This is a genomic window from Pseudomonas sivasensis (genome assembly GCF_021391435.1).
GTDB classification, from domain to species: domain Bacteria; phylum Pseudomonadota; class Gammaproteobacteria; order Pseudomonadales; family Pseudomonadaceae; genus Aquipseudomonas; species Aquipseudomonas sivasensis.
In genome coordinates this window covers 5,549,253-5,571,919 of sequence record NZ_CP090029.1, presented here as the reverse complement: position 1 = coordinate 5,571,919, position 22,667 = coordinate 5,549,253, and the positions used below count along the sequence as shown (strand labels likewise).

22 protein-coding genes are annotated in these 22,667 nt (G+C 60.9%); 16 read left to right on the top strand and 6 right to left on the bottom strand.

All coding sequences use genetic code 11. The annotated features are described in order from the left end of the window. Nucleotides 1-113 precede the first annotated feature (113 nt). Nucleotides 114-1,634 carry an acetaldehyde dehydrogenase ExaC gene (exaC, locus tag LRO94_RS25245; protein WP_032884580.1) on the bottom strand — a complete coding sequence of 507 codons (1,521 nt, stop codon included), beginning with the start codon at nt 1,632-1,634 and terminating at the stop codon, nt 114-116. A 271-nt stretch (nt 1,635-1,905) separates the two neighbouring features. Between exaC and LRO94_RS25240 the strand changes: the two genes are divergently transcribed. From LRO94_RS25240 to LRO94_RS25225, 4 genes are all read left to right on the top strand, one after another. Continuing rightward, a complete protein-coding gene (locus tag LRO94_RS25240) occupies nt 1,906-3,807 on the top strand; it encodes a sigma-54-dependent Fis family transcriptional regulator (RefSeq protein WP_179179832.1) in 1,902 nt (633 codons plus the stop codon). 79 nt (nt 3,808-3,886) lie between these two features. Then, nucleotides 3,887-5,236 (top strand): UDP-N-acetylmuramate:L-alanyl-gamma-D-glutamyl-meso-diaminopimelate ligase, encoded by a 1,350-nt coding sequence (mpl, locus tag LRO94_RS25235; protein ID WP_032884582.1) that lies wholly within the window; start codon nt 3,887-3,889, stop codon nt 5,234-5,236. Beyond that, nucleotides 5,233-5,862, top strand: coding sequence for a flavin prenyltransferase UbiX (gene ubiX / locus LRO94_RS25230; protein ID WP_032884583.1), 630 nt, complete (start codon nt 5,233-5,235; stop codon nt 5,860-5,862). The genes mpl and ubiX overlap by 4 nt, the downstream gene beginning before the upstream one ends. Next, on the top strand, nt 5,855-6,139 hold the full coding sequence (locus tag LRO94_RS25225) for a YceK/YidQ family lipoprotein (protein WP_032884584.1): 285 nt from the start codon (nt 5,855-5,857) through the stop codon (nt 6,137-6,139). The genes ubiX and LRO94_RS25225 overlap by 8 nt, the downstream gene beginning before the upstream one ends. A 137-nt stretch (nt 6,140-6,276) precedes the next feature. Here LRO94_RS25225 and LRO94_RS25220 read toward each other — a convergent pair whose 3' ends face one another. The 3 genes from LRO94_RS25220 to LRO94_RS25210 all read right to left on the bottom strand — a co-directional run bounded on the left by LRO94_RS25220 (nt 6,277) and on the right by LRO94_RS25210 (nt 9,227). Further along, nucleotides 6,277-6,918, bottom strand: a complete 642-nt coding sequence (locus tag LRO94_RS25220; RefSeq protein ID WP_122681778.1) for an oxidoreductase — start codon at nt 6,916-6,918, stop codon at nt 6,277-6,279. A gap of 29 nt (nt 6,919-6,947) precedes the next feature. After that, entirely contained in the window at nt 6,948-8,666 is a 1,719-nt protein-coding gene (locus tag LRO94_RS25215) for a C13 family peptidase (protein ID WP_032884586.1), read from the bottom strand. A gap of 105 nt (nt 8,667-8,771) precedes the next feature. After that, nucleotides 8,772-9,227 carry a MaoC family dehydratase gene (locus LRO94_RS25210; protein ID WP_032884587.1) on the bottom strand — a complete coding sequence of 152 codons (456 nt, stop codon included), beginning with the start codon at nt 9,225-9,227 and terminating at the stop codon, nt 8,772-8,774. A gap of 165 nt (nt 9,228-9,392) precedes the next feature. Here LRO94_RS25210 and LRO94_RS25205 point away from each other — a divergent pair, with 165 nt between their 5' ends. The 3 genes from LRO94_RS25205 to LRO94_RS25195 are packed head-to-tail and all read left to right on the top strand — an operon-like array spanning nt 9,393 to nt 11,074. Next, nucleotides 9,393-9,746, top strand: coding sequence for a CidA/LrgA family protein (locus tag LRO94_RS25205; RefSeq protein WP_032884588.1), 354 nt, complete (start codon nt 9,393-9,395; stop codon nt 9,744-9,746). Next, nucleotides 9,743-10,459 carry an LrgB family protein gene (locus LRO94_RS25200; RefSeq protein WP_179179833.1) on the top strand — a complete coding sequence of 239 codons (717 nt, stop codon included), beginning with the start codon at nt 9,743-9,745 and terminating at the stop codon, nt 10,457-10,459. The genes LRO94_RS25205 and LRO94_RS25200 overlap by 4 nt, the downstream gene beginning before the upstream one ends. Nucleotides 10,460-10,480: 21 nt before the next feature. Next, nucleotides 10,481-11,074, top strand: a complete 594-nt coding sequence (locus LRO94_RS25195) for an LON peptidase substrate-binding domain-containing protein (protein ID WP_095186203.1) — start codon at nt 10,481-10,483, stop codon at nt 11,072-11,074. On the opposite strand, the gene LRO94_RS25190 is transcribed toward LRO94_RS25195, so the two are convergent. Together LRO94_RS25190 and LRO94_RS25185 are read right to left on the bottom strand one after the other, a co-directional pair. Continuing rightward, on the bottom strand, nt 11,068-12,384 hold the full coding sequence (locus LRO94_RS25190; RefSeq protein ID WP_032884591.1) for a bifunctional DedA family/phosphatase PAP2 family protein: 1,317 nt from the start codon (nt 12,382-12,384) through the stop codon (nt 11,068-11,070). The genes LRO94_RS25195 and LRO94_RS25190 overlap by 7 nt on opposite strands. A 25-nt stretch (nt 12,385-12,409) precedes the next feature. Next, nucleotides 12,410-13,093, bottom strand: a complete 684-nt coding sequence (locus LRO94_RS25185) for a DNA-3-methyladenine glycosylase (protein WP_032884768.1) — start codon at nt 13,091-13,093, stop codon at nt 12,410-12,412. Nucleotides 13,094-13,267: 174 nt separating this feature from the next. Here LRO94_RS25185 and LRO94_RS25180 point away from each other — a divergent pair, with 174 nt between their 5' ends. The 9 genes from LRO94_RS25180 to LRO94_RS25140 all read left to right on the top strand — a co-directional run bounded on the left by LRO94_RS25180 (nt 13,268) and on the right by LRO94_RS25140 (nt 22,634). Then, nucleotides 13,268-14,533, top strand: a complete 1,266-nt coding sequence (locus LRO94_RS25180; RefSeq protein ID WP_032884592.1) for a glutamate-5-semialdehyde dehydrogenase — start codon at nt 13,268-13,270, stop codon at nt 14,531-14,533. Further along, nucleotides 14,533-15,177, top strand: a complete 645-nt coding sequence (nadD, locus tag LRO94_RS25175; RefSeq protein ID WP_095186205.1) for a nicotinate-nucleotide adenylyltransferase — start codon at nt 14,533-14,535, stop codon at nt 15,175-15,177. The genes LRO94_RS25180 and nadD overlap by 1 nt, the downstream gene beginning before the upstream one ends. A gap of 69 nt (nt 15,178-15,246) precedes the next feature. Next, entirely contained in the window at nt 15,247-15,741 is a 495-nt protein-coding gene (gene rsfS, locus LRO94_RS25170) for a ribosome silencing factor (RefSeq protein ID WP_003176298.1), read from the top strand. 9 nt (nt 15,742-15,750) lie between these two features. Then, a complete protein-coding gene (rlmH, locus tag LRO94_RS25165) occupies nt 15,751-16,218 on the top strand; it encodes a 23S rRNA (pseudouridine(1915)-N(3))-methyltransferase RlmH (RefSeq protein ID WP_048724663.1) in 468 nt (155 codons plus the stop codon). Between the two features lie 15 nt (nt 16,219-16,233). Further along, a complete protein-coding gene (gene mrdA, locus LRO94_RS25160) occupies nt 16,234-18,132 on the top strand; it encodes a penicillin-binding protein 2 (RefSeq protein WP_032884594.1) in 1,899 nt (632 codons plus the stop codon). A gap of 31 nt (nt 18,133-18,163) precedes the next feature. Further along, nucleotides 18,164-19,267 carry a rod shape-determining protein RodA gene (gene rodA, locus LRO94_RS25155; protein WP_050442794.1) on the top strand — a complete coding sequence of 368 codons (1,104 nt, stop codon included), beginning with the start codon at nt 18,164-18,166 and terminating at the stop codon, nt 19,265-19,267. 17 nt (nt 19,268-19,284) lie between these two features. Further along, complete coding sequence (gene mltB, locus LRO94_RS25150; protein ID WP_179179834.1) at nt 19,285-20,295, top strand: lytic murein transglycosylase B; 1,011 nt, start codon at nt 19,285-19,287, stop codon at nt 20,293-20,295. Further along, entirely contained in the window at nt 20,295-21,296 is a 1,002-nt protein-coding gene (locus LRO94_RS25145; RefSeq protein WP_179179835.1) for a septal ring lytic transglycosylase RlpA family protein, read from the top strand. The genes mltB and LRO94_RS25145 overlap by 1 nt, the downstream gene beginning before the upstream one ends. A 180-nt stretch (nt 21,297-21,476) precedes the next feature. Then, complete coding sequence (locus LRO94_RS25140; RefSeq protein ID WP_032884597.1) at nt 21,477-22,634, top strand: D-alanyl-D-alanine carboxypeptidase family protein; 1,158 nt, start codon at nt 21,477-21,479, stop codon at nt 22,632-22,634. Nucleotides 22,635-22,667 lie beyond the last annotated feature (33 nt).

Here is a 22,667-nt window from a genome sequence, read left to right as displayed (position 1 = left end):
CTCGGCCTCTGTGTGCCGAATGCTATTCGCAAGTACTTGTGACGATCTAAGTGTGGGAGGGGAAAACCCCCTCCCATCAATGACCTTGTTTCAAAAGTGGGAGGGGATGTTAGTTAGAAGAAGCCCAGTGGATTAATGTCGTAACTCACCAGCAAGTTCTTGGTCTGCTGGTAGTGGTCCAACATCATCTTGTGTGTCTCGCGGCCCACACCGGACTTCTTGTAGCCACCGAACGCGGCATGCGCCGGGTACAAGTGGTAGCAGTTGGTCCACACTCGGCCCGCCTTGATCGCCCGGCCCATGCGGTAGGCGCGGTTGATGTCGCGGGTCCACACGCCGGCGCCCAGGCCGAACTCAGTGTCGTTGGCAATGGCCAGGGCTTCGGCTTCGTCCTTAAAGGTGGTGATGCTCACCACTGGGCCGAAGATTTCCTCCTGGAACACACGCATTTCGTTGGTGCCCTTGAGCAGCGTCGGCTGGATGTAATAACCGCCGGCCATGTCGCCGGTGAGCTGCTCCACCTTGCCGCCGGTGAGCAACTGCGCGCCTTCGCCCTTGGCGATTTCCAGGTAAGACAGGATCTTGTCGAACTGCTGCTCGGACGCCTGGGCGCCGACCATGGTGTCGGTGTCCAGCGGGTCACCGCGTTTGATCTGCTCGATTTTCTTCATCACCACTTTCATGAAGTCGTCGTAGATCGACTCTTCCACCAGCGCACGGGATGGGCAGGTGCACACCTCGCCCTGGTTGAAGAACGCCAGCACCAGGCCTTCGGCGGCTTTCTCGATGAAGGACGGTTCGGCTTTCATGATGTCGGCGAAGAAGATGTTCGGCGACTTGCCGCCCAGCTCAACGGTGGACGGAATAATGTTCTCCGCCGCCGCATGCATGATGTGCGAACCCACCGGGGTGGAGCCGGTGAAGGCGATCTTGGCGATGCGTTTGCTGGTGGCCAGGGCTTCGCCGGCTTCTTTGCCGAAACCGTGTACTACGTTCAGCACGCCCGGTGGCAGAAGGTCGCCGATGACTTCCATCAGCACGTTGATGCCCAGCGGGGTTTGCTCGGCGGGCTTGAGTACCACGCAGTTACCGGCGGCCAGGGCCGGGGCGAGTTTCCAGGCGGCCATCAGCAGCGGGAAGTTCCACGGGATGATCTGACCAACCACACCCAGAGGCTCGTGGAAGTGATAGGACGCGGTGTGTTCGTTGATCTCGGCGCTGGTGCCTTCTTGGGCGCGGATGCAGCCGGCAAAGTAGCGGAAGTGGTCGGCGGCCAGCGGTATATCGGCGTTGAGGGTTTCACGCACGGCTTTGCCGTTGTCCCAGGTTTCGGTGATGGCCAGCAGTTCGAGGTTCTGTTCGATGCGGTCGGCGATTTTCAGCAGCACCAGCGAGCGGTCCTGGGCCGAGGTCTTGCCCCAGGCGTCAGCGGCGGCGTGGGCGGCGTCGAGGGCCTTGTCGATGTCTTTGGCAGTGGAGCGCGGGAATTCGGCGATGGGCTTGCCGTTTACCGGCGAGGTGTTGGTGAAATAGTTGCCGTCGACCGGCGCAACGAATTCGCCACCAATGTAGTTGCCGTACTTGGCCTTGAACGAAACGATCGCGCCTTCAGTACCGGGGTGTGCGTAACGCATGGTGGTATCTCCTGGCTTTTATGTTTATTGGAGTGCAGCGCTCAAGCGCTTGATAAAGCGTAGAGCAAAGGTCGGGCCACTGCCTTGAGGGCCAGGTAAATCAAGGGGGTGGGGTGTGTTGCAAGGCATTGCTGTCACACGCCTGGCACAGCCTGGGTGACACTTTGTGCCATAAACGGTACAGCCTGTGACCGGTGGGTCTGCACGGGATTGCATCTCTTGCAGGGCTGGGGGATGCTGGACGCTCTCACGCAGGGAGAATAATAAGAACATGCACAACGATCATTTCAGTCGCCATGCCCAGCAAGTCCTCACCGTGGCACGTGGCCGTGACCCCTCCAGCGATCCGTCCATCGCCCGTTCCTGGCTGCGGTGCCTGGAGGATTACCACCTGGATCCCGCGCAGACCATCGCACCCACCGTGCTTGAACACGGGCGCCTGTTGGAAAGCCGCGAGCGTCTGCAGCAAGTGCTGCACATCGCCGGCAGTGAGATGAATAGCCTGCACCAGCAGCTCTCCGGTGCCGGCCACGCGGTACTGCTGACCGATGCGCGCGGAGTGATCCTCAACTGTGTCACCGCGCCGTCCGAGCGCAAGATTTTCGAGCGCGCCGGTCTGTGGCTCGGTGCCGATTGGAGTGAAGCCTGCGAAGGGACCAATGGCATCGGCACCTGCCTGGTGGAGCGTCAGTCCCTGACCATTCATCGCGATGAACACTTCCGTGGCCGCCACACCGGGCTGACCTGCTCGGCGAGCCCGGTGTTCGACCCCCATGGTGAATTGCTGGCGGTGCTGGACGTGTCGTCAGCCCGGGAAGCGGTATCGCGCCAGAGTCAGTTTCACACCATGGCGCTGGTGAACCTGTCAGCGAAGATGATCGAGAGCTGCTACTTCCTGCGCCATTTCGAGCACCACTGGCTGTTGCGCTTTCATCTGCAGGCCGAGTCCGTGGGCCTGTTCAGCGAAGGGTTGCTGGCGTTCGATGGTGAAGGGCGCATTTGCGCGATGAACCAGAGCGCGCTGAATCTGCTAGGGCAGGTTCGAGGCAACCTGCTGGGGCAGCCGGTGGAGGCGTTCTTCGACTGCTCTCTGGATCAATTACTCGGTCGCGCCAGTGCCAATGCGACCGCCAGTTGGCCACTGCGCACCCGCGATGGGCGGCGCTTGTTTGCCGCACTGCGTGGTCAGCCACGCAGTGTGTCTTTACCCATCGCGAAGGCTGAGCCCGCCCGCCTGGCTGGCATCTGCCTGGGTGATCCGGCGTTGCAAAATGATTTTCGCAAGGCGCTGCGGGTATTCGAGCGAGATGTGCCGCTACTGATTAATGGGGAAACCGGCAGCGGTAAAGAAGCCTTCGCCAAGGCCGTGCACCATGCCAGCCAGCGTGCCGACAAAGCCTTCGTCGCCCTCAACTGTGCCGCCATCCCGGAAAGCCTGATCGAAAGCGAGCTGTTCGGCTATCGCGGTGGCAGTTTCACTGGCGCGCGGAAGGAGGGCATGCAGGGTAAGTTGCAACAGGCTGACGGCGGCACTCTGTTCCTCGATGAAATCGGTGATATGCCTCTGGCTCTGCAAACCCGCTTATTAAGGGTTCTGGAGGACCGTATGGTGGTGCCTATCGGCGGTGAGCCCCAGGCGGTTAACGTCAGAATTATCAGCGCGACGCACCGCAACTTGCTGGGGCGTGTCCAGGACGGCAGTTTCCGTGAGGACTTGTATTACCGGCTCAACGGGCTGGAAGTTGGGCTGCCACCGCTGCGTGAGCGCAGCGATAAATCTCAGTTGCTGGATTTTCTGCTGGCTGAAGAGGCGGGCGAGCAGACTATACAACTTGAGCCGGCGGCGCGTTCGGCGCTGTTGACCTTTGCCTGGCCCGGTAACGTCCGACAACTGCGCACGGTGCTGCGTACGTTGGCGGCGCTGTGTGACGACGGGCGCGTGGGCCTTGAAGATTTGCCCGCGTCGATCCGCCAGGCCCGGCCGCAACCGGTGGTTGAGGCTAAGACCGCCGAGTCGCCCCTGGAAGACGCCGAGCGACTTGCCTTGCTAACGGCCTTGGAACAACAGCGCTGGCACATGTCCCATACGGCGGAGCAACTGGGGGTCAGCCGCAATACGTTGTATAGAAAGCTGCGCCGGCACGGCATCGCACGCGCGTCCCTGCCCGGATGATCGTGGTTTGGTCCTACAGCTAAAGAGTGCGATTTTCGCCCCCCTGCGCTAACCTGCCTCGATGTTTACGAGGTCGACTATGCACATTCATATTCTTGGTATTTGCGGCACCTTCATGGGTTCGATGGCGGTTCTGGCTAAAGAGCTGGGCCATCACGTGACAGGCTCCGATGCCAATGTTTACCCGCCCATGAGCACGCAACTCGAAGCGCAGGGCATTGAACTGACCCAGGGTTACGATCCGGCGCAATTCGACCCGGTGCCGGACTTGGTGGTGATCGGCAATGCCATGTCCCGTGGCAACCCGGCCGTCGAGTACGTGCTCAACAAAGGTTTACCGTACGTCTCCGGCCCGCAATGGCTGGCCGATCATGTGCTGCAAGGCCGCTGGGTACTGGCCGTTGCCGGTACCCACGGCAAGACCACTACCAGCAGCATGCTGGCCTGGGTGCTGGAGCATGCAGGCATGAGTCCTGGCTTCCTGATCGGCGGCGTGCCACAAAACTTCTCGGTCTCCGCGCGCCTGGGCGACACGCCGTTCTTTGTGATCGAAGCTGACGAGTACGACAGCGCCTTCTTCGACAAGCGCTCCAAGTTTGTCCACTACCGTCCACGCACGGCGATCCTCAATAACCTTGAGTTTGATCATGCGGATATCTTCCCCGATCTGCCCGCTATCGAGCGGCAGTTCCACCATTTGGTGCGCACCATCCCAAGCGAAGGCCTGGTCATCTACCCGACTACCGAGCCGGCGTTGCAGCGCGTGATCGAGATGGGCTGTTGGACACCAGTGCAAACCACCGGTGCGGGTGGGCAATGGCAGGTTAAGTTGCTCAGTGAAGACGGTTCCAGGTTTGAAGTGCTGTTTGAGGGTGAGGCCCAAGGCATCGTCGAGTGGGACATGACTGGTCAGCACAACGTTGCCAATGCCTTGGTCACTCTGGCTGCCGCACGGCATGTGGGCGTGGTGCCTTCCATGGGCATTGCTGCGCTGAGCGCATTCAAAAGCGTAAAACGCCGCATGGAAAAAGTCGCCGACGTGAATGGGATTACCATCTACGACGACTTTGCCCACCACCCAACCGCCATTGCCACCACCCTTGACGGACTGCGCAAGCGCGTTGGCGATGCCCCGATCATTGCTATTGTCGAGCCGCGCTCAAACTCCATGAAGCTCGGTGCACACCGCGACGGCCTGCCGGAAAGCGTCAACGATGCCGACCAGGTGGTGTGGTACGCCCCGACCAATCTTGGCTGGGACTTACCGGCGATTGCGGCCCAGTGCACGGTGCCGTCGAAAGTCTGTGATTCCATCGAGGGCATCATTGAGTTCGTCAAGCAGCAGGCCAAGCCTGGCACCCATGTGGTGGTCATGAGCAACGGCGGCTTCGGCGGCTTGCACGGCAAACTGGCCGAGGCGCTGAAATGAGCGGGCCGGAACGCGTCACCCTGGCGATGACCGGTGCCTCGGGCGCGCCCTACGGCCTGCGTCTGCTTGACTGCCTGGTGCGTGAAGATCGCGAGGTGCACTTCCTGATCTCCAAGGCCGCGCAGTTGGTGATGGCGACCGAGACCGACGTGGCACTGCCTCCCAAGGTGCAGATGATGCAGGCCTTCCTCACTGAGTACACCGGTGCGGCGCCGGGGCAGATCAAGGTTTACGGCAAAGAAGATTGGATGTCGCCGGTGGCCTCGGGCTCCGGTGCACCGGCGGCAATGGTTGTTGTGCCGTGCTCCACCGGCACCTTGTCGGCGATTGCCACCGGGGCTTGCAATAACCTGATCGAGCGCGCGGCAGACGTGACATTGAAGGAGCGCCGCCAGTTGATCCTGGTGCCGCGCGAGGCGCCGTATTCGAGCATTCATCTGGAACACATGCTCAAGTTGTCGAACATGGGCGTGACCATCTTGCCTGCGTCGCCGGGCTTTTATCATCAGCCGCAGACCATCGATGACCTGGTGGATTTTGTGGTGGCGCGCATTCTCAACCTGCTGAATATTCCACAGGACATGCTGCCGCGTTGGGGCGAACACCATTTGAGCAGCGATGAATAAGGCACTGTTGGTGATACTGGCGTTGCAATTGGGCGGCTGCGCCACCGCGCGTACGCTGGACGCTGCGCAGCCCGGCGCGCCGGTGGTGTATGCCGGCACGCGGTTGGACTTGTACGCAATGAATGGAGGTTGCTGCGCCAAGGACCGGTTTGGTGCTGAGGCGCCGAGCTATCCCGGTGTCGACCTGCCGGCCAGTGCGTTGCTCGACACTTTGCTGTTGCCGCTGTCGGTGTTGACGGTGCTCGGAGTGGGATTTAACGCCACGGGCGGGCTCTAGCGCTGACCCGAAGGCAATACAAAACCAATGTGGGAGGGGGCTTGCCCCCGATAGCGGTGTATCAGTCACCCAATATGTTGACTGACCCTCCGCCATCGGGAGCAAGCCCCCTCCCACATTTTGCTTTGTGTTCGGCTTTATTTGCCGAGCTTGCGCAGTTCGTCCGACTCTACGATCCGCACCCCATTCTGCTCTTCCAGCGCCAGGCGCCACATGGCCCGGGCCAGTTCACACACCTCGATGCCGCGGTACTTGCCTGGAATCAGCCGTGACAGCGGCCCTGCCAGTTGTTCGGCCAAACGGGGTTCCAGCCGCTCCCCCAACAACAGCGACGGTCGCACGATGGTCAGTTGCGGCCAGTCTTGGGCCTTGAGTGCCTGCTCCATTTCCCCTTTGACTCGGTTGTAGAAAATCGAAGATTTCGGATCGGCGCCAATCGCGCTGATCACAATCAGGTGCCGTGCGCCCATTTCCCGTGCGCGCTTGGCGAAGGCGACGACCATCTCCAGGTCAACCGCACGGAAGGCCTCTTCCGAGCCCGCTTTTTTGATTGTGGTGCCCAGGCAGCAGAAAGCGATATCCACCCGGCCGCTCAGTTGCGGCAGGAACACCGCTGGGTCGCCCACCGGGTTTTCCAGGTGTGGATGTTCGGCCAATGGCTTGCGGCTCGGCGCGAGCACGCGGGTCACGGTGGGTTCGTTGAGCAGGCGGTCGAGCAGGTGTTCGCCAGTGAGGCCGGAGGCCCCTGCGAGCAAGATATGCTGAGGTGTCAGGTACATAGTGTTTCCCCCTTGTTACACGTTGCAGCTTAGTTGCCTTTGGCTTCCTTGCTATTCATTGAGACGCTTTCGAGCGCCTTTCGTGCCTGCTGTTTGCGTAAAAGTTGCCAGTGGGCAATCACGCCTTTGGGGGCCCAGATCTGCGGTTCGGACGCTTCGAAATTGTCGGCCTGTTCGCGCTCGCTCACATGCAGCTGTGCCAGCTTGAAGGCTTGCTGCAAATCGTCGGTCTGGTTGAAGGCTTGGGCGAAGAGGGCGTCGCCGAAGTAGGTGAAGTCGGCTTCTTCGGAGCAACCGAAGGACACGCGGTCGGCGCGGGAGGCGGTCATGATCAGCGTACGGTCGTCTTTGAGTGCCGGGATAAAGCCGCCGGAATAGCAGGCGGAAATTACGATGATCTTGTCGCGGTTTTTCAGCGGTGTCAGCACGGCGGCCAGCTCATCGGCGGGCAAATCGGCCAGCTCCATGCGCGGCTGATCCAGCACCAGTTCGTGTTCGTGGGTGCCGTGGCTGGTCATGTAGATAAACACCAGGTCTTCCGGGCCTGTGCGCTCGGCCAGGGTTTGCACGGCACGGCGCAAGCTTTCGCGGGTGGCCAGGGGGCGGTCGGCGATATGGTCGCGGTGGTTGACCAAACGGATCTGCCCACGTGCGCCGAAGCGGGTGGCGAGCATGTTGCTGACGTAATCGGCTTCGCGCAGGAACACGCTTTGTTTGCCGTCGCCGGCCACCGCTAGGGTGTACAACTCCACGGCAGGGGTGGAGGCGGGCACGGCGGCAAAGGCAGCATCGAGCAAATGCCCTTGGGCCAGCACGCCGATCTCCAGTGGGTCAGGCAACAATGTGCCGTCCGCGTCACGCACGCGCATGCCGTTGACCCAGGTACCGGCCTGCACCGTGCCGTCGGTGAGGACCAGCGTGCCGCGGCCCTGATAGTTGTCGCTGTCGAAGCCGCCGATGTAGAAGCTGCCGTCGGTCAGGTTCAGGCGGCCTTCTCCGGTAAAGCGCCAATCGCTGAAATAGCCGACGTAGTGGCTGCCATCCACGCCGATCAGTTCGCCCTTGCCGCTGAGCGCGCCTTCCTTGAACTGGCCGATCCACACGTCGCCGTCAGCGTTTTCATAGCGGCCCTTGCCGTTGAGTTGGTTCTGCTTGAACTGACCGACATAGATGTCGCCGTCGGCGCTGTTGAAGGTGCCGTTGCCCTCCAACTGGCCATCGACGAAGCGACCACTGAACTGATTGCCGCTGTCGTCGTTGCGCTGGCCTTCGCCGTTCGGCTTGCCGTGGGCGAACTGGCCCTGGTATTGGCTGCCGTCGGCCAGCTCCAGGCGGCCTAGACCGGAATACTGATCGTCTTTGAATTCGCCGCGATAGGTCATTTGCCCCTCTTTGAGGGTGCCTTCGCCGTTGCGCCGACCGTTGCGGAACCCGCCGACATACTGGCTGGCTGCGGTGGTCAGGCTGCCCTGTCCATCGAACAGGCCTTGCTGGAACTGGCCTTTATAGACTTCGCCGTTGCTGCCATGCCACTCGCCCTGGCCGTGCCACTGGCCTTTGTCGAACGCGCCGGCGTACCAACTGCCGTTGGGGTAGTCCACACGGCCCTGGCCTTGCAGCAGGCCGTTGACCACATCGCCCCGATAGCGGCCGCCGTCGGGCAGGCGCGCATCGGGCGGCAACAGCGATTCGCCGTCTCCGCAAGCGGTGAGCAACAGGGCAAGGGCAAGGGGGGCGAGTGGGCGCATAGCGGGATCCGGATATTTGAGCGCCGAGTATGCCGCAGCTGCGAGTTTCATACATAAATTTACATACCCCGTGGTGAGTTTCAGCCTCTCACCACAGGGATGGCCTTACACGAAACAGAGTGAAAGCGACTCGGCAATGTAGGCCGGTTTTTCCTGGCCTTCGATCTCCAGCGTGGCAGTGGCCTTTAACAGCCACTGGCCGGGCTTTTTCTCGGTGACGTCAGTGAGGATCACGTTCAAGCGCACCTTGGAGTTGACCTTGACCGGCTGGATAAAGCGCACGGTGTCCAAGCCATAGTTGACCGCCATCTTCAGGCCTTCGGGCATGATCAGGATGTCTTCCATCAGCTTGGGTATCAGCGATAGCGACAGGAAACCGTGGGCAATGGTGCTGCCGAACGGCGTTTGCGCAGCCTTGACCGGGTCGACGTGGATGAACTGATGGTCGCCAGTGGCTTCTGCGAACAGGTTGATACGTGCCTGGTCGATGGTGAGCCATTCGGAACGTCCCAGTTCCTTGCCGACATAATCTTTGAGCTGCGCTACAGGTACATAGGGCATTGCGTCTCTCCTTGGTTCATCGATGCTGTTTTTATGGATTACAGAGAACCAATGTAGATCATCACGGGCGACCAGCCCGGTCAACCCACCATGCTTTTGGCGAATGCCGATGCATAGGGCCGGCATGCTTATAATGCGGGCGAGTTCAGAGGGGGGAGAAAGCGGATGCTGTTACGTGGTCTGACATGGCTGGTGTTGTTTCAGTTGATCGGTACGGCGATCAATCATTTGCTGTTGCCGGTTCTGCCGGGGCCAATCATTGGCCTGCTGCTGATGCTGGGTTTCCTGATCTGGCGTGGCGAGGTGGGCGAGCCGTTGAGCCTGGCCGCTGGCAGCCTGTTGCGGTATCTGCCACTGCTGCTGGTGCCGCCGGCAGTCGGCGTGATGGTGTACGCCAAGGACATCGCGGCTGACTTTTGGGCCATCGTCGGCGCGCTGGTGTTGTCACTGGTGATCGCCATGGCATTCGTTGGCGTACTGATGCAGCAGATGGTCAAGCGCAAGGAGAAGGATCAATGATCTTCGACTGGCATGGCGCGTGGACGTCCGTGATTCATCACCCGCTATTCGGTATCGGTATTACCCTGGGCGCCTATCAACTGGTGCTGGTGGGGTTCGAGAAAACCCGCTGGATCTTCCTGCAACCGGTACTGGTCTCCATGCTGCTGGTGATCGGCGTGTTGCTCACCTGCGGCCTGAGCTATGCCGAGTACCGCAAGAGCACCGAGATCATGGGCATTCTGCTGGGGCCTGCCACGGTGGCGCTGGCGGTGCCGCTTTATCTGAATCTGCGGCGCATTCGCCAATTATTTTGGCCAATTTTTACTACGCTGGTGATAGGCGGTGTATTGGCTACCGGCCTGTGTGTGCTGCTCGGCTGGTGGTTCGGCGCTGAACACATGATGCTGATGACCATGGCGCCCAAGTCGGTGACCTCGCCGATCGCCATGCTGGTGGCCGAGCAGATCGGCGGCGTGGCGGCACTGGCCGCGGTGTTTGTGCTGATCACTGGGGTCGTGGGGGCGATGGTGGGGCCGGCGTTACTTTCGCGCCTGGGTGTGCACAGTCCCGAGGCGCGTGGCATGGCGTTGGGCATGACCGCCCATGCGGTCGGCACCTCGGTGGCCCTGCAGGAAAGCGAAGAGTGTGGCGCCTTTGCGGCGCTGGCCATGAGTCTGATGGGCGTGGCCACGGCGGTGTTCCTGCCGTTGGCTGTGTCAGTGATTGTTTAAACCAGGTTTAAGGAAACCTTTATGAGTCTGGCGCTGTTCCCGCTCAATACCGTGCTGTTCCCTGGCTGCACCCTCGATCTGCAACTGTTCGAGGCGCGCTACCTGGACATGATCAGCCGCTGCATGAAAAAGGGCGAAAGCTTCGGCGTGGTGTGCATCCTTGACGGCAAGGAAGTAGGCATGGCTCCGGACGGCTACGCGCTGATCGGCTGTGAAGCGCTGATTCGCGACTTCAAGCAGCAGGACAATGGCCTGCTGGGGATTCGTGTCGAAGGTGGGCGGCGTTTTCGCGTGCTCGATACGGGCGTGCAAAAAGACCAGTTGCTGGTGGCCGAGGTGCAATGGCTGGATGAGCAGCCGGACCAGCCGTTAGACGAAGAGGACGCTGATCTGTTGGCATTGCTCCAGGCCCTGGCCGAGCATCCGATGGTCTCTTCGCTGGACATGGACGCCCACGCCGAGGGCCAGCAAGCCTTGGGCAATCAGCTTGCTTATCTCTTGCCCTTTACCGAGGCCGACAAGATCGACCTGCTGCAACTCGACGACCCGCAGCAGCGCCTGGATGCGATCCAGATGCTGCTTGATGAGCTACAGGAAGAGCTTTTCACTCAGTAGGCGTAGCGCAGCAGTGCGTGGGATGTGCCGGTGAGTGCAATAAAGCTCAAGACTGCCACTATGGCAGGCAGCAGCAGCCACCATGTTTTTTTGCGCAAGGGTGGCAGTGGGCTGCGGTGCTGGATGGCTGTCAGGCTGAACGCACACACCGTCATCGCCAGGAGCGTGCCGGCCAGGATGTCCGAGGGCCAGTGGGCGCCCAGGTAAACCCGGGACAAGGCGATAAATGCGGCGGGAATGCAGCCCAGCAGTATCCACGTCAGGCGCAGCCGTGTCGGTTGGCCGCAACCTGCCAGCACCGCCAGCGCCAGGAAAAACGCGAAGGCGCCGGAGGCATGGCCGCTGGGCATGCTGAAACTGGTCAGGGGGTCGGTAAGGATTTCTGGGCGGCCGCGGGCGAAAAACAATTTGCTCCCGGTGTTGATTACCGCCGATCCGGCCAGTGTGGCGCCCACAAAGATGGCGTGGCGCCACTGTCGAGCCAGTAGCAAAAGCCCGGTGAAGACGGCGCTGGCGACAAACATCTTCTTGAACTCACCCAATTGGGTGACCATCACCATGGCTTCATCCAGCCAAGCGCTGCGATGCTCCTGCACCAGTGCGCTCAGACCCTGATCGAAATCATTCAGGTGTGGATAACCGATAAACAGTGCGATCAACAACGTCAGGCTGGCGCAACCTATCCACAAGGTGGTGCGCCGGTGGTCGCGCAGGCTGCTGTTCAAACCCAGCCCCAGCAGTACCGCCAGGCACGCCGTGACAACGCCGGCCTCAGGCCAGAAGCCTTCCGGTAATGGCAGGCGGAACGCGGCGCCGGTGGCCCAGCCTGGCAGCAAGTAGGCCACCGACCAGCCGGCTGCGGCGAGGACGCTCACTGCCGCAAAGCGTGGGAACGGCATATCGCACATGCCGGCCACCATCGGCAGCATCGGGCGCAAGGGGCCGATGAAGCGTCCGACCAGCAGGCTGGCGATGCCGTACTTGTGGAAGTAGGTCTCTGCACCGTTCATCCATTCGGGGTGGTGGCGCAGACCGGGCAGGCGGCGGATGTTCTGGTGGAAATGTCGGCCCAGAAAGTAGGAAACCCCATCGCCCAGCAAACCGCCGAGAAAGCCCAGCAACAGTGTTTCACTCAACGACAGCGCGCCGCTGCCGGCCAATGCGGCAATGGCAAACAGCAATACCGTGCCCGGTACGATTAAACCGGCAATCGCCAGGCATTCCACGCACGCGACGATAAACACCGCCACCGCCAGCCATTGTGGGTTCAGGGTCAGCCAGCCGGTAATGCTATCGAGCCATTGGCCCATAAACGTCACTCCATCACCACAAAATTCAAATCAGAAAATAGTCGCGGCCTTCGACCTGGCCTCGGCGCAGCGGGTTCCGTGTGCAGTACGGTGCATAGCTTGCATCGACAAAACGGTACATCAGGTGTTCATCGCGGCCACTGGGGATGCCCAGGCGGGTCGTCTGGATGATTTGCGTCGGTACCTGGCCGACATCTTCCACATACAGCCTTTCCTGGTCGAAGCGCTTGGCGTCCCACATCGGCACTTTGAGTCCCAGCGCTTTGCACAACAACGTTTGGCCAGCGCACAGCTTCTGCGAGGTGCGCGGGCTGCCATCGGCATTCGGGTTGTTCAACTGCATCTGCGCGAGGCTCGCCTGGCCGGAAAGGTCATCGACCCACGGATAGGCCGATTTGATCAATACGGCATTGCCCGGTCCATGTGCGCTGAAGTTCAGGGAGTCGCCGCCACGGGCGTAGTACATGTAGATATGGCCGCCATCCAGAAACAAAGCCTTACGCTTTTCTGTGTAGCCGAGTGAAGCGTGGCTACCTTTTTCGGCCACGTAATAGGCTTCCGTTTCAATAATTCGAGCCGAAAGCCAGATTTCGCCGACGCGATGGCGTACAACTTTGCCGAGCAGTTCCCGCGCAAGAATTTGCGCGTCACGGTCGAAGAAGCCGTCGGGCAGGGCGCTGGCGGGGCGTTGGGGCGATGAGCTGGGCATGGCGGTCAGGGGAAATGCGGCTAAATGTGACGGAATCATAACAACTCCCACCTTAATTACCGCTGAACCCCAGGTTTTTACAGTTCATTTCGACCATCCGCCCCTGACCGCTGTCAGTCGGGCGGCGTCACAGCTATAATCTGCCGCTTTCCTCTTTGCCAAGACTCCCTGACCATGACTGAGTCCGTTCTTGACTACATGACCCGCCTGGGTCGCGCTGCCCGTCAGGCCTCGCGGTTGATCGCCCGTGCGAGCACCGCGCAGAAGAACCGTGCCTTGCTGGCCGCCGCTGATGCTCTGGATGCTTCGCGCTCCGAACTCGCCGCGGCCAACGAACTGGACCTGGCCAACGGCCGCGCCAATGGCCTGGAACCGGCCCTGCTGGACCGTCTGGCGCTGACCCCGGCACGTATCGACGACATGATCGAAGGCCTGCGTCAGGTGGCCAAGCTGCCTGACCCCATCGGTGAAATCCGCGATATGCGTTACCTGCCGTCCGGTATTCAGGTCGGCAAGATGCGCGTGCCCCTGGGCGTGATCGGCATCATCTATGAGTCGCGACCTAACGTGACCATTGACGCCGCGAGCCTGTGCCTCAAGTCTGGCAATGCCACCATCCTGCGTGGCGGTTCCGAGGCGATCAATTCCAACCGCGCAATTGCCGCCTGCATCCAGCAAGGCCTGGCCGTGGCCGAACTGCCGGCCGAAGTGGTGCAAGTGGTGGAAACCACCGATCGCGCGGCCGTTGGCGCGCTGATCACCATGCCGGAATTCGTCGACGTGATCGTGCCGCGCGGTGGCAAGAGCCTGATCGAACGCGTCAGCCGTGATGCCAAGGTTCCGGTCATCAAGCACCTGGACGGCGTATGCCATGTGTTCATCGACATCGCCGCCGATATCGACAAGGCCATCCGCATCGCCGACAACGCCAAGACCCATCGCTACGCCCCGTGCAACACCATGGAGACTCTGCTGGTGCATGTCGGCATTGCCGATCGCGTGCTGCCGCCGCTGGCTGCCATCTATCGCGACAAGGGCGTGGAACTGCGCGGCTGCGAACGCACCCGCGCGCTGCTGGGCGCCGACGTGATCGAAGCGACTGAACAGGACTGGTACACCGAATACACGGCGCCGATCCTGTCAATCCGCATCGTTGATGACCTGGATCAGGCCATCGAACACATCAACACATACGGCTCCAAGCACACCGACGCGATTGTCTCCGAGCACTTCAGCGATGCGCGTCGCTTCCTCAACGAAGTGGATTCCGCTTCGGTGATGGTCAACGCCTCGACGCGCTTTGCCGACGGCTTTGAATACGGGCTGGGCGCCGAGATCGGCATCTCCACCGACAAGCTTCACGCACGCGGCCCGGTTGGCCTGGAAGGTCTGACCAGCGAGAAGTACGTGGTGTTCGGCGACGGTCATGTGCGCACTTGATGGCTAAACGCATCGGGCTGCTCGGCGGTACTTTCGACCCCGTGCACATCGGCCATTTGCGCAGCGCTCTCGAAGTCGCAGATGCCCTTGCACTGGACGAGTTGCGCGTGATGCCCAACGCGCGGCCGCCCCATCGCGATACGCCGCAGGTGTCACCGCAACAACGGCTGGAAATGGTGCGCCTTGCCGTAGAAGGCATACCGCCGCTGGTGGTGGACGACCGCGAACTCAAACGCGATAAACCGTCCTACACTGTCGACACCCTGGAGCTGATACGCGCCGAGTTGGCCGTAGATGACCAGTTGTTTCTGCTTTTGGGCTGGGACGCATTTTGCGGCCTGCCCTCTTGGCATCGCTGGGAGGAACTCCTCCAGCATTGCCACATCCTGGTTTTGCAACGCCCGGATGCCGACAGCGAACCGCCGGATGCCTTGCGCAACCTGCTGGCCGCGCGGTCGGTAAGTGACCCCTTGGCCCTGACCGGGCCGAACGGGAATATTGCATTCGTCTGGCAGACCCCGCTTGCGGTGTCTGCCACCCAGATCCGTCAACTGCTGGCCAGCGGGAAGTCGGTACGTTTCCTGGTGCCTGACGCGGTCCTGGCCTACATCGATGCGCACGGGCTTTACCGTGCGTCGAACTGAAAAGGCGCGCTTGAACGCACGAACAGTCGTGCAGCGAGCGCCCGAACATATGAGCAAAACGAGTTTTTTATGACGAACAAAGACGTAAGCAAAGTAAAACGCAAAGGCACGTTCAAAAGCGCCCCGCTGCCGGTTGAAGCCCACGTTGGTCCGGAACTGGCTGGCGAAGAGCTGGTAAAAGTCGCCGTTGCCGCCCTGGAAGACGTGAAGGCCCAGGACATTCAGGTTCTGGACGTACGCGACAAGCAGAGCATCACCGACTTCATGATCATCGCCACTGGTACTTCCAACCGCCAGATCGGCGCGATGCTGGACAAGGTCCGCGAAGCCGTCAAAGCCCAAGGCGTCAAGCCACTGGGTGAAGAAGGTAAGGGCGACAGCGACTGGGTGCTGCTGGACATGGACGACGTGATCGTTCACATGATGACCTCCAACGCCCGTCAGTTCTACGACCTGGAGCGTCTGTGGAAAGGCGCCGAGCAGAGCCGTGCCGCTGATGGCAAGCACCACAGCCCGGAAGTGGGCCACGCGCACTTCGACAAGCTCAACAAAGACCAGGAATAAGGAACGGCTGTGCGCCTGCGTCTGATCGCTGTCGGTTCACGCATGCCCAAGTGGGTGGAAGAAGGCTGGCACGAGTATGCCAAGCGTCTGCCCTCTGAGCTGTCGCTGGAACTGGTGGAAATACCGCTCAACACCCGGGGCAAGAATGCCGACGTAGCGCGCTTTATCCGTCAGGAAGGCGAAGCCATGTTGGCCAAGGTCGGCCCCAACGAGCGCATCGTCACCCTCGAAGTGCACGGCAAACCCTGGAGCACCGAGCAACTGGCGGTGGAACTGGATCGCTGGCGCCTGGACTCGCGCACCGTCAACTTCATGGTCGGTGGCCCGGAAGGGCTGGCGCCGGAAGTCTGCGCGCGAGCCGACCAGCGTTGGTCGCTGTCGGCACTGACGTTGCCGCACCCGTTGGTAAGGATTCTGATCGGTGAACAGCTGTATCGCGCCTGGACAGTTCTGTCCGGGCACCCTTACCACAAATAGTCTGCGCCCCTCCCGATGACCCAGCCGATCCGCATCAAGGACCACGAGAAAGACGCACGTCTTGTACGCGCTCGGGTCGTGTTTGGTGCGATTCTGGTCGTCGGGCTGATGTGTGTGCTGATCGCCCGCCTGTATTTCCTGCAGGTGATCCAGTACGAGTACCACTCCACGCTGTCGGAAAACAACCGGGTGCATGTGCAGCCGATTCCGCCGACCCGTGGGCTTATTTTCGACCGCAACGGTGTGGTGGTCGCGGATAACCGGCCCAGCTTCAGCCTGAGCATGACCCGCGAGCGTTCCGGCGATTGGCAGCAAGTCCTTGATGTCATCGTCGAGGTGCTGCAACTGACGCCGGAAGACCGAGTGATCTTCGAAAAGCGCATGAAGCAGGGGCGTCGGCCCTTTGAGCCGGTGCCGATCCTGTTTGAGCTGACCGAAGAGCAGATCGCCCGCATCGCGGTGAACCAGTTCCGGTTGCCGGGGGTGGAAGTGGTGGCACAGTTGGTACGTCATTACCCGCAGGGCGCGCATTTTGCGCACTCGGTCGGCTACATGGGGCGGATCAACGAAAAAGAGCTCAAGAGCCTCGACCCGGTCAATTACAGCGGTACCCACCATATCGGCAAGACCGGCATCGAGCGTTTCTACGAGCCGGAACTGCACGGCCAGGTGGGTTACGAAGAAGTAGAGACCAATGCCCGTGGCCGCGTATTGCGCGTGCTCAAGCGCACCGACCCGATTCCCGGCAAGGACATTGTGCTGAGCCTCGACATCAAGCTGCAGGAAGCGGCGGAGATGGCCTTGGGTGGGCGGCGTGGCGCGGTGGTGGCACTGGACCCGAAAACAGGCGAGGTCCTGGCCATGGTCAGCCAGCCAAGTTTCGACCCTAACCTGTTTGTGACCGGGATCAGCTTCAAGGCCTACGCCGAGTTGCGCGATTCCATCGACCGACCGCTGTTCAACCGCGTGCTGCGCGGCCTGTATCCGCCCGGTTCGACCATCAAGCCCGCGGTGGCGATTGCTGGCCTGGATGCAGGTGTGGTCACTGCTTCCAGTCGCGTGTACGACCCGGGCTACTACATGCTGCCCAACTACGATCACAAATACCGTAACTGGAACCGCACCGGTGACGGCTACGTCGACTTGGACACCGCGATCATGCGGTCCAACGACACCTATTTCTATGACCTGGCCCATAAGCTGGGGATCGACCGGCTGTCTGCCTACATGGGCAAGTTCGGCCTCGGTCAGAAAGTTTCCCTGGATATGTTCGAAGAATCTCCTGGCCTCATGCCGTCCCGGGAGTGGAAGCGTGCGACCCGTCGTCAGGCGTGGTTCCCGGGTGAAACCCTGATCCTCGGCATCGGCCAGGGCTATATGCAGGCCACCCCGTTGCAGCTGGCCCAGGCTACCGCGCTGGTGGCCAACAAAGGTATCTGGAATCGCCCGCACCTGGCCAAGACCATCGAGGGCGAGAAACCGGTGGATGACAACCCGATCCCGGACATCGTGCTGCGCGACTCGTCCGACTGGACCAAGGTCAACCATGGTATGCAGCAAGTGATGCACGGCGCCCGTGGCACCGCGCGAAAAGCCGCAATCGGTGCGCAGTACCGCATTGCCGGCAAGAGCGGTACGGCCCAGGTGGTCGCGATCAAGCAGGGCGAGAAATACGACCGCACCAAGGTCCAGGAGCGCCACCGCGACCACGCCTTGTTCGTCGGTTTTGCTCCGGCAGACGACCCGAAAATCGTCGTGGCCGTCATGGTGGAGAACGGCGAGTCCGGCTCCGGTGTTGCCGCTCCCGTGGTGCGCCAGGTGATGGATGCCTGGTTGTTGGCCGACGACGGCAGGCTCAAGCCCGAATATGGCGGCCCCCCTTCAAACCCCGAGGTTACGGCCAGTGAAGAGTAATTTTGACCGCATCCTCTCCAGCGAGGATGTGATGCGTCGCCGCGCGACGTTGCTGCAGCGCATGCACATTGATGGCCCGTTACTGATCCTGTTGCTGACCCTGGCCGCCGGGAGCCTGTTTGTGCTGTATTCGGCCAGCGGCAAGAATTGGGACCTTCTGATCAAGCAAGCGTCGTCTTTTGGCCTGGGCCTGCTGTCCATGGTGGTGATTGCCCAGTTGGAGCCGCGTTTCATGGCGCGGTGGGTGCCGCTTGGCTACGTCGCCGGTGTATTGCTGCTGGTGGTGGTGGACGTGATGGGCCACAACGCCATGGGCGCAACCCGCTGGATCAACATTCCGGGGGTGATTCGCTTCCAGCCGTCGGAATTCATGAAGATCCTGATGCCGGCCACCATTGCCTGGTACCTGTCCAAGCGCACCTTGCCGCCGCAGCTTAAACACGTAGGCATCAGCCTGATTCTGATTGGCGTACCGTTCATCCTGATCGTTCGTCAGCCGGACCTCGGCACCTCGCTGCTGATTCTCGCCGGCGGTGCGTTCGTGCTGTTCATGGGTGGCTTGCGCTGGCGCTGGATCCTCAGTGTGCTGGCTGCGGCCGTACCGGTGGCCGTGGCCATGTGGTTCTTCTTTATGCACGACTACCAGAAGCAACGGATCCTCACGTTTCTCGATCCGGAAAGCGACCCGCTCGGCACCGGCTGGAACATCATCCAGTCCAAGGCAGCCATCGGTTCCGGCGGCGTGTTTGGCAAGGGTTGGCTGCTGGGCACCCAGTCGCACCTGGACTTTTTGCCAGAGAGCCACACCGACTTCATTATCGCGGTGATGGGCGAAGAGTTCGGCTTGGTAGGCATCTGCGCACTGTTGCTGATCTATTTGCTGCTGATCGGGCGCGGCCTCGTAATTACCGCACAGGCACAGACGCTGTTCGGCAAATTGCTCGCAGGCAGCCTGACCATGACTTTTTTTGTTTATGTTTTCGTCAACATCGGTATGGTCAGTGGCCTGTTGCCGGTGGTTGGGGTGCCGTTGCCGTTCATTAGCTACGGCGGAACTTCGCTGGTGACATTGCTGTCAGCGTTTGGGGTTTTGATGTCGATTCATACGCATCGCAAGTGGATCGCACAGGTTTGAATAAGGTGAAGATGTCAATGCAAGTAATGCGCGGCTGGGCCACTCGGCATGCGTCCTGGATGGGCCTGATTGGGCTACTGGGCGCAACGCAAGAGGCGCAGGCCGGTGACTACGATGGTTCACCCCAGGTCGCCGAATTTGTCGGTGAGATGACCCGCGACTACGGTTTCGCAGGTGAGCAGCTGATGGGCGTGTTCCGCGAAGCCCAGAAAAAGCAGGCGATCCTCGACGCCATCTCCCGCCCCGCCGAACGCGTGAAGCAGTGGAAGGAATATCGCCCGATGTTTCTCACCGACGCCCGCGTGGCGCGCGGTGTGGACTTCTGGCGCCAGCATGAAGCCGTGCTGGCCCGCGCCGAGCAGGAATACGGCGTGCCGGCCCAGGTAATTGTTGCGATCATCGGCATTGAAACCTTTTACGGGCGCAATACCGGCAGCTATCGGGTGATCGACGCCTTGTCGACCCTGGGCTTCGATTACCCGCCTCGCGCCGACTTCTTCCGCAAGGAGCTGCGCGAATTCCTGCTGTTGGCCCGCGAAGAGCAGGTCGACCCGCTGACCCTCAAAGGCTCCTACGCCGGGGCGATGGGCTTACCGCAATTCATGCCGAGCAGCTTTCGCGCCTATGCCGTGGATTTTGACGGTGACGGCCACATCAACATCTGGAGTAATCCCGACGACGCCATTGGCAGCGTGGCCAGCTACTTCAAGCGCCATGGCTGGGTGGGCGGCGAGCCCGTAGTGATTCGCGCCGACATCAGCGGGGAACGTGCCGATGAAGGCCTGACCCAGGGCATCGAGCCGGCCAAGACGGTCGGGGAGTTGCGGGCGCTGGGCTGGTCGAGTCAGAATGCGCCACGCGATGATATGCCGGTCACGGCGTTCCGCCTGGAAGGCGAAAATGGTCCTGAATATTGGATGGGCCTGAAGAATTTCTACGCAATCACGCGTTATAACCGCAGTGTGATGTACGCCATGGCCGTGCATCAGCTGTCAGACATGCTGGTCCAAGCACGGGGCAACAAGTAATGCGGGCATCGCCGTTCAATCAACCGCTCAAGCTGGTGGCGTTCGCCGCGTTGTCCCTGCTGGTCGTCAGTTGTTCCACAAGCCGTGGCCCGGCACCACAGAAGTCCGGCGGTACCGCCGTACGTTCCCAGCCAGGCCTGGACATCAACCGCGCGCACAAAGACGGCGCGCCGTGGTGGGATGTCGATGTGTCGAAAATCCCGGATGCCACGCCCACCTTGCACACCGGCCCTTACAAGGCCAACCCCTATACCGTGTTGGGTAAATCCTACTTTCCGTTGCAGGAATCCAAGACCTACGTGCAATCGGGCACGGCGTCCTGGTACGGCACCAAGTTCCATGGTCAGAACACTGCCAACGGCGAGGTCTATGACCTGTATGGCATGAGCGCAGCGCATAAAACCTTGCCGCTGCCCAGCTATGTGCGGGTGACCAACCTGGACAATAACCGCACGGTGATCCTGCGGGTCAACGACCGTGGGCCGTTCTATTCGGACCGGATCATCGATTTGTCCTACGCCGCCGCGAAGAAGCTCGGCTATGCCGAAACCGGTACGGCGCGGGTCAAGGTCGAAGGTATCGACCCGGCGCAGTACTGGGCCCAGCGTGGCAAGCCCGCCCCGCTGATGCTCAATGAACCGCAGAGTGCGCAGCCGCAAGTGACGGCATCCACCGGCAAGATCGAACAGTGGACACCGCCACCGCAGCAACACGCACCGGACACGGTGGTCGTACCCCACGCAGCGTCGGGTGCTTCGGTCGCTGGCGGGCAATACCTGCAAGTGGGCGCTTTCGCCAACCCGGATGCGGCAGAACTGTTAAGGTCCAAGCTCAGCGGCATGGTCAACGCGCCGGTCTTTATCAGCTCCATCGTGCGTAACCAGCAAACCCTGCACCGCGTGCGCATGGGCCCGATCGGCTCGCCGAGCGAAGTGGCGCAAGTACAGAACAGCGTGCGCATGGCCAACCTGGGACAACCCAGCGTGGTCACCGCTGAATAACAAAGAATTGATGGTTCAGGCCCGTGCGCGGGTTTGAGCTGTGGTTGTTGGCTCGTTGAACAATAAAAACCCAGGGGCAAGGGGTGAGCGGGCAACCGAACACGTGACAGTCTGGTAGCGGGCTGTCTGAATAAGTTTTGCCCGCGAGGGCAAGTTTCCATAAGCAATTTCGAGAGACGGATGAACATCACCACCTTAGCCAAACGCACGTGCCTGCTTATCTCGCTGATCATCACCCCGGCCGCCTGGGCGGTTGAAATGGTGCCGGCTTCACCGCAACTGGCCGCTAAGGCGTGGGTCCTGATGGACGCTGCCAGCGGCAACGTGCTGGTAGAGAGCAACGGTGACCAACGCCTGCCGCCAGCCAGCCTGACCAAGCTGATGACCGCCTACATCGCGACCCTGGAAATCCGTCGCGGCCAGATCGGCGAGAACGACCCGGTGACCGTCAGCGAAAATGCCTGGCGTACCGGCGGTTCGCGCATGTTCATCAAGGTGGGCTCGCAAGTCACCGTAAGTGACCTGCTGCACGGCATCATCATCCAGTCCGGTAACGACGCCAGCGTCGCGCTGGCCGAGCACATCGCCGGCAGCGAAGATGCATTCGCCGACATGATGAACAAAACCGTGGCCGACCTGGGCATGACCAACAGCCACTTCATGAATCCGACTGGTTTGCCAAACCCTGAGCACTACTCGTCGGCTCACGACATGGCGATCCTGGCCCGCGCGATCATTCGTGTCGACCCGGTGCACTACGCGATTTACTCCCAGAAGGAGTTCTTCTGGAACAACATCAAGCAGCCTAACCGCAACCTGTTGTTGTGGCGCGACAAGACCGTTGATGGTCTGAAAACCGGCCACACAGAAGAGGCTGGCTATTGCATGGTGTCGTCCGCTGTTCGTGACGGCCAGCGCCTGATTGCAGTGGTATTCGGCACAAACAGCGAGCAGGCCCGTGCGGCCGAAACGCAAAAGCTGCTGACCTATGGTTTCCGCTTCTTCGAAACCCAGACCTTCTATCAGAAGGGTGCTGAACTGGCGACCGCGCCGGTATGGAAGGGCGCAACCTCTCAAGTCAAGGCCGGCCTGGCTGAAGACCTGACCCTGACCATGCCTAAAGGCCAGCTGAAAAAGCTCGCTGCCAGCATGACCATGAACCCGCAATTGGTTGCTCCAATCGCCAAGGGTGACGTGATCGGTAAAGTCGAAGTGAAACTGGACGACAAGGTGGTGCACAGCGCTGACCTGATCGCGCTGGACGCTGTCGACGAAGGTGGTATCTTCCGCCGCGTGTGGGATAGCATCCGTCTATTCTTCTACGGCTTGTTCAACTGATAGTGTGCACCTGCAAAGCCCCGCGTTGATCCG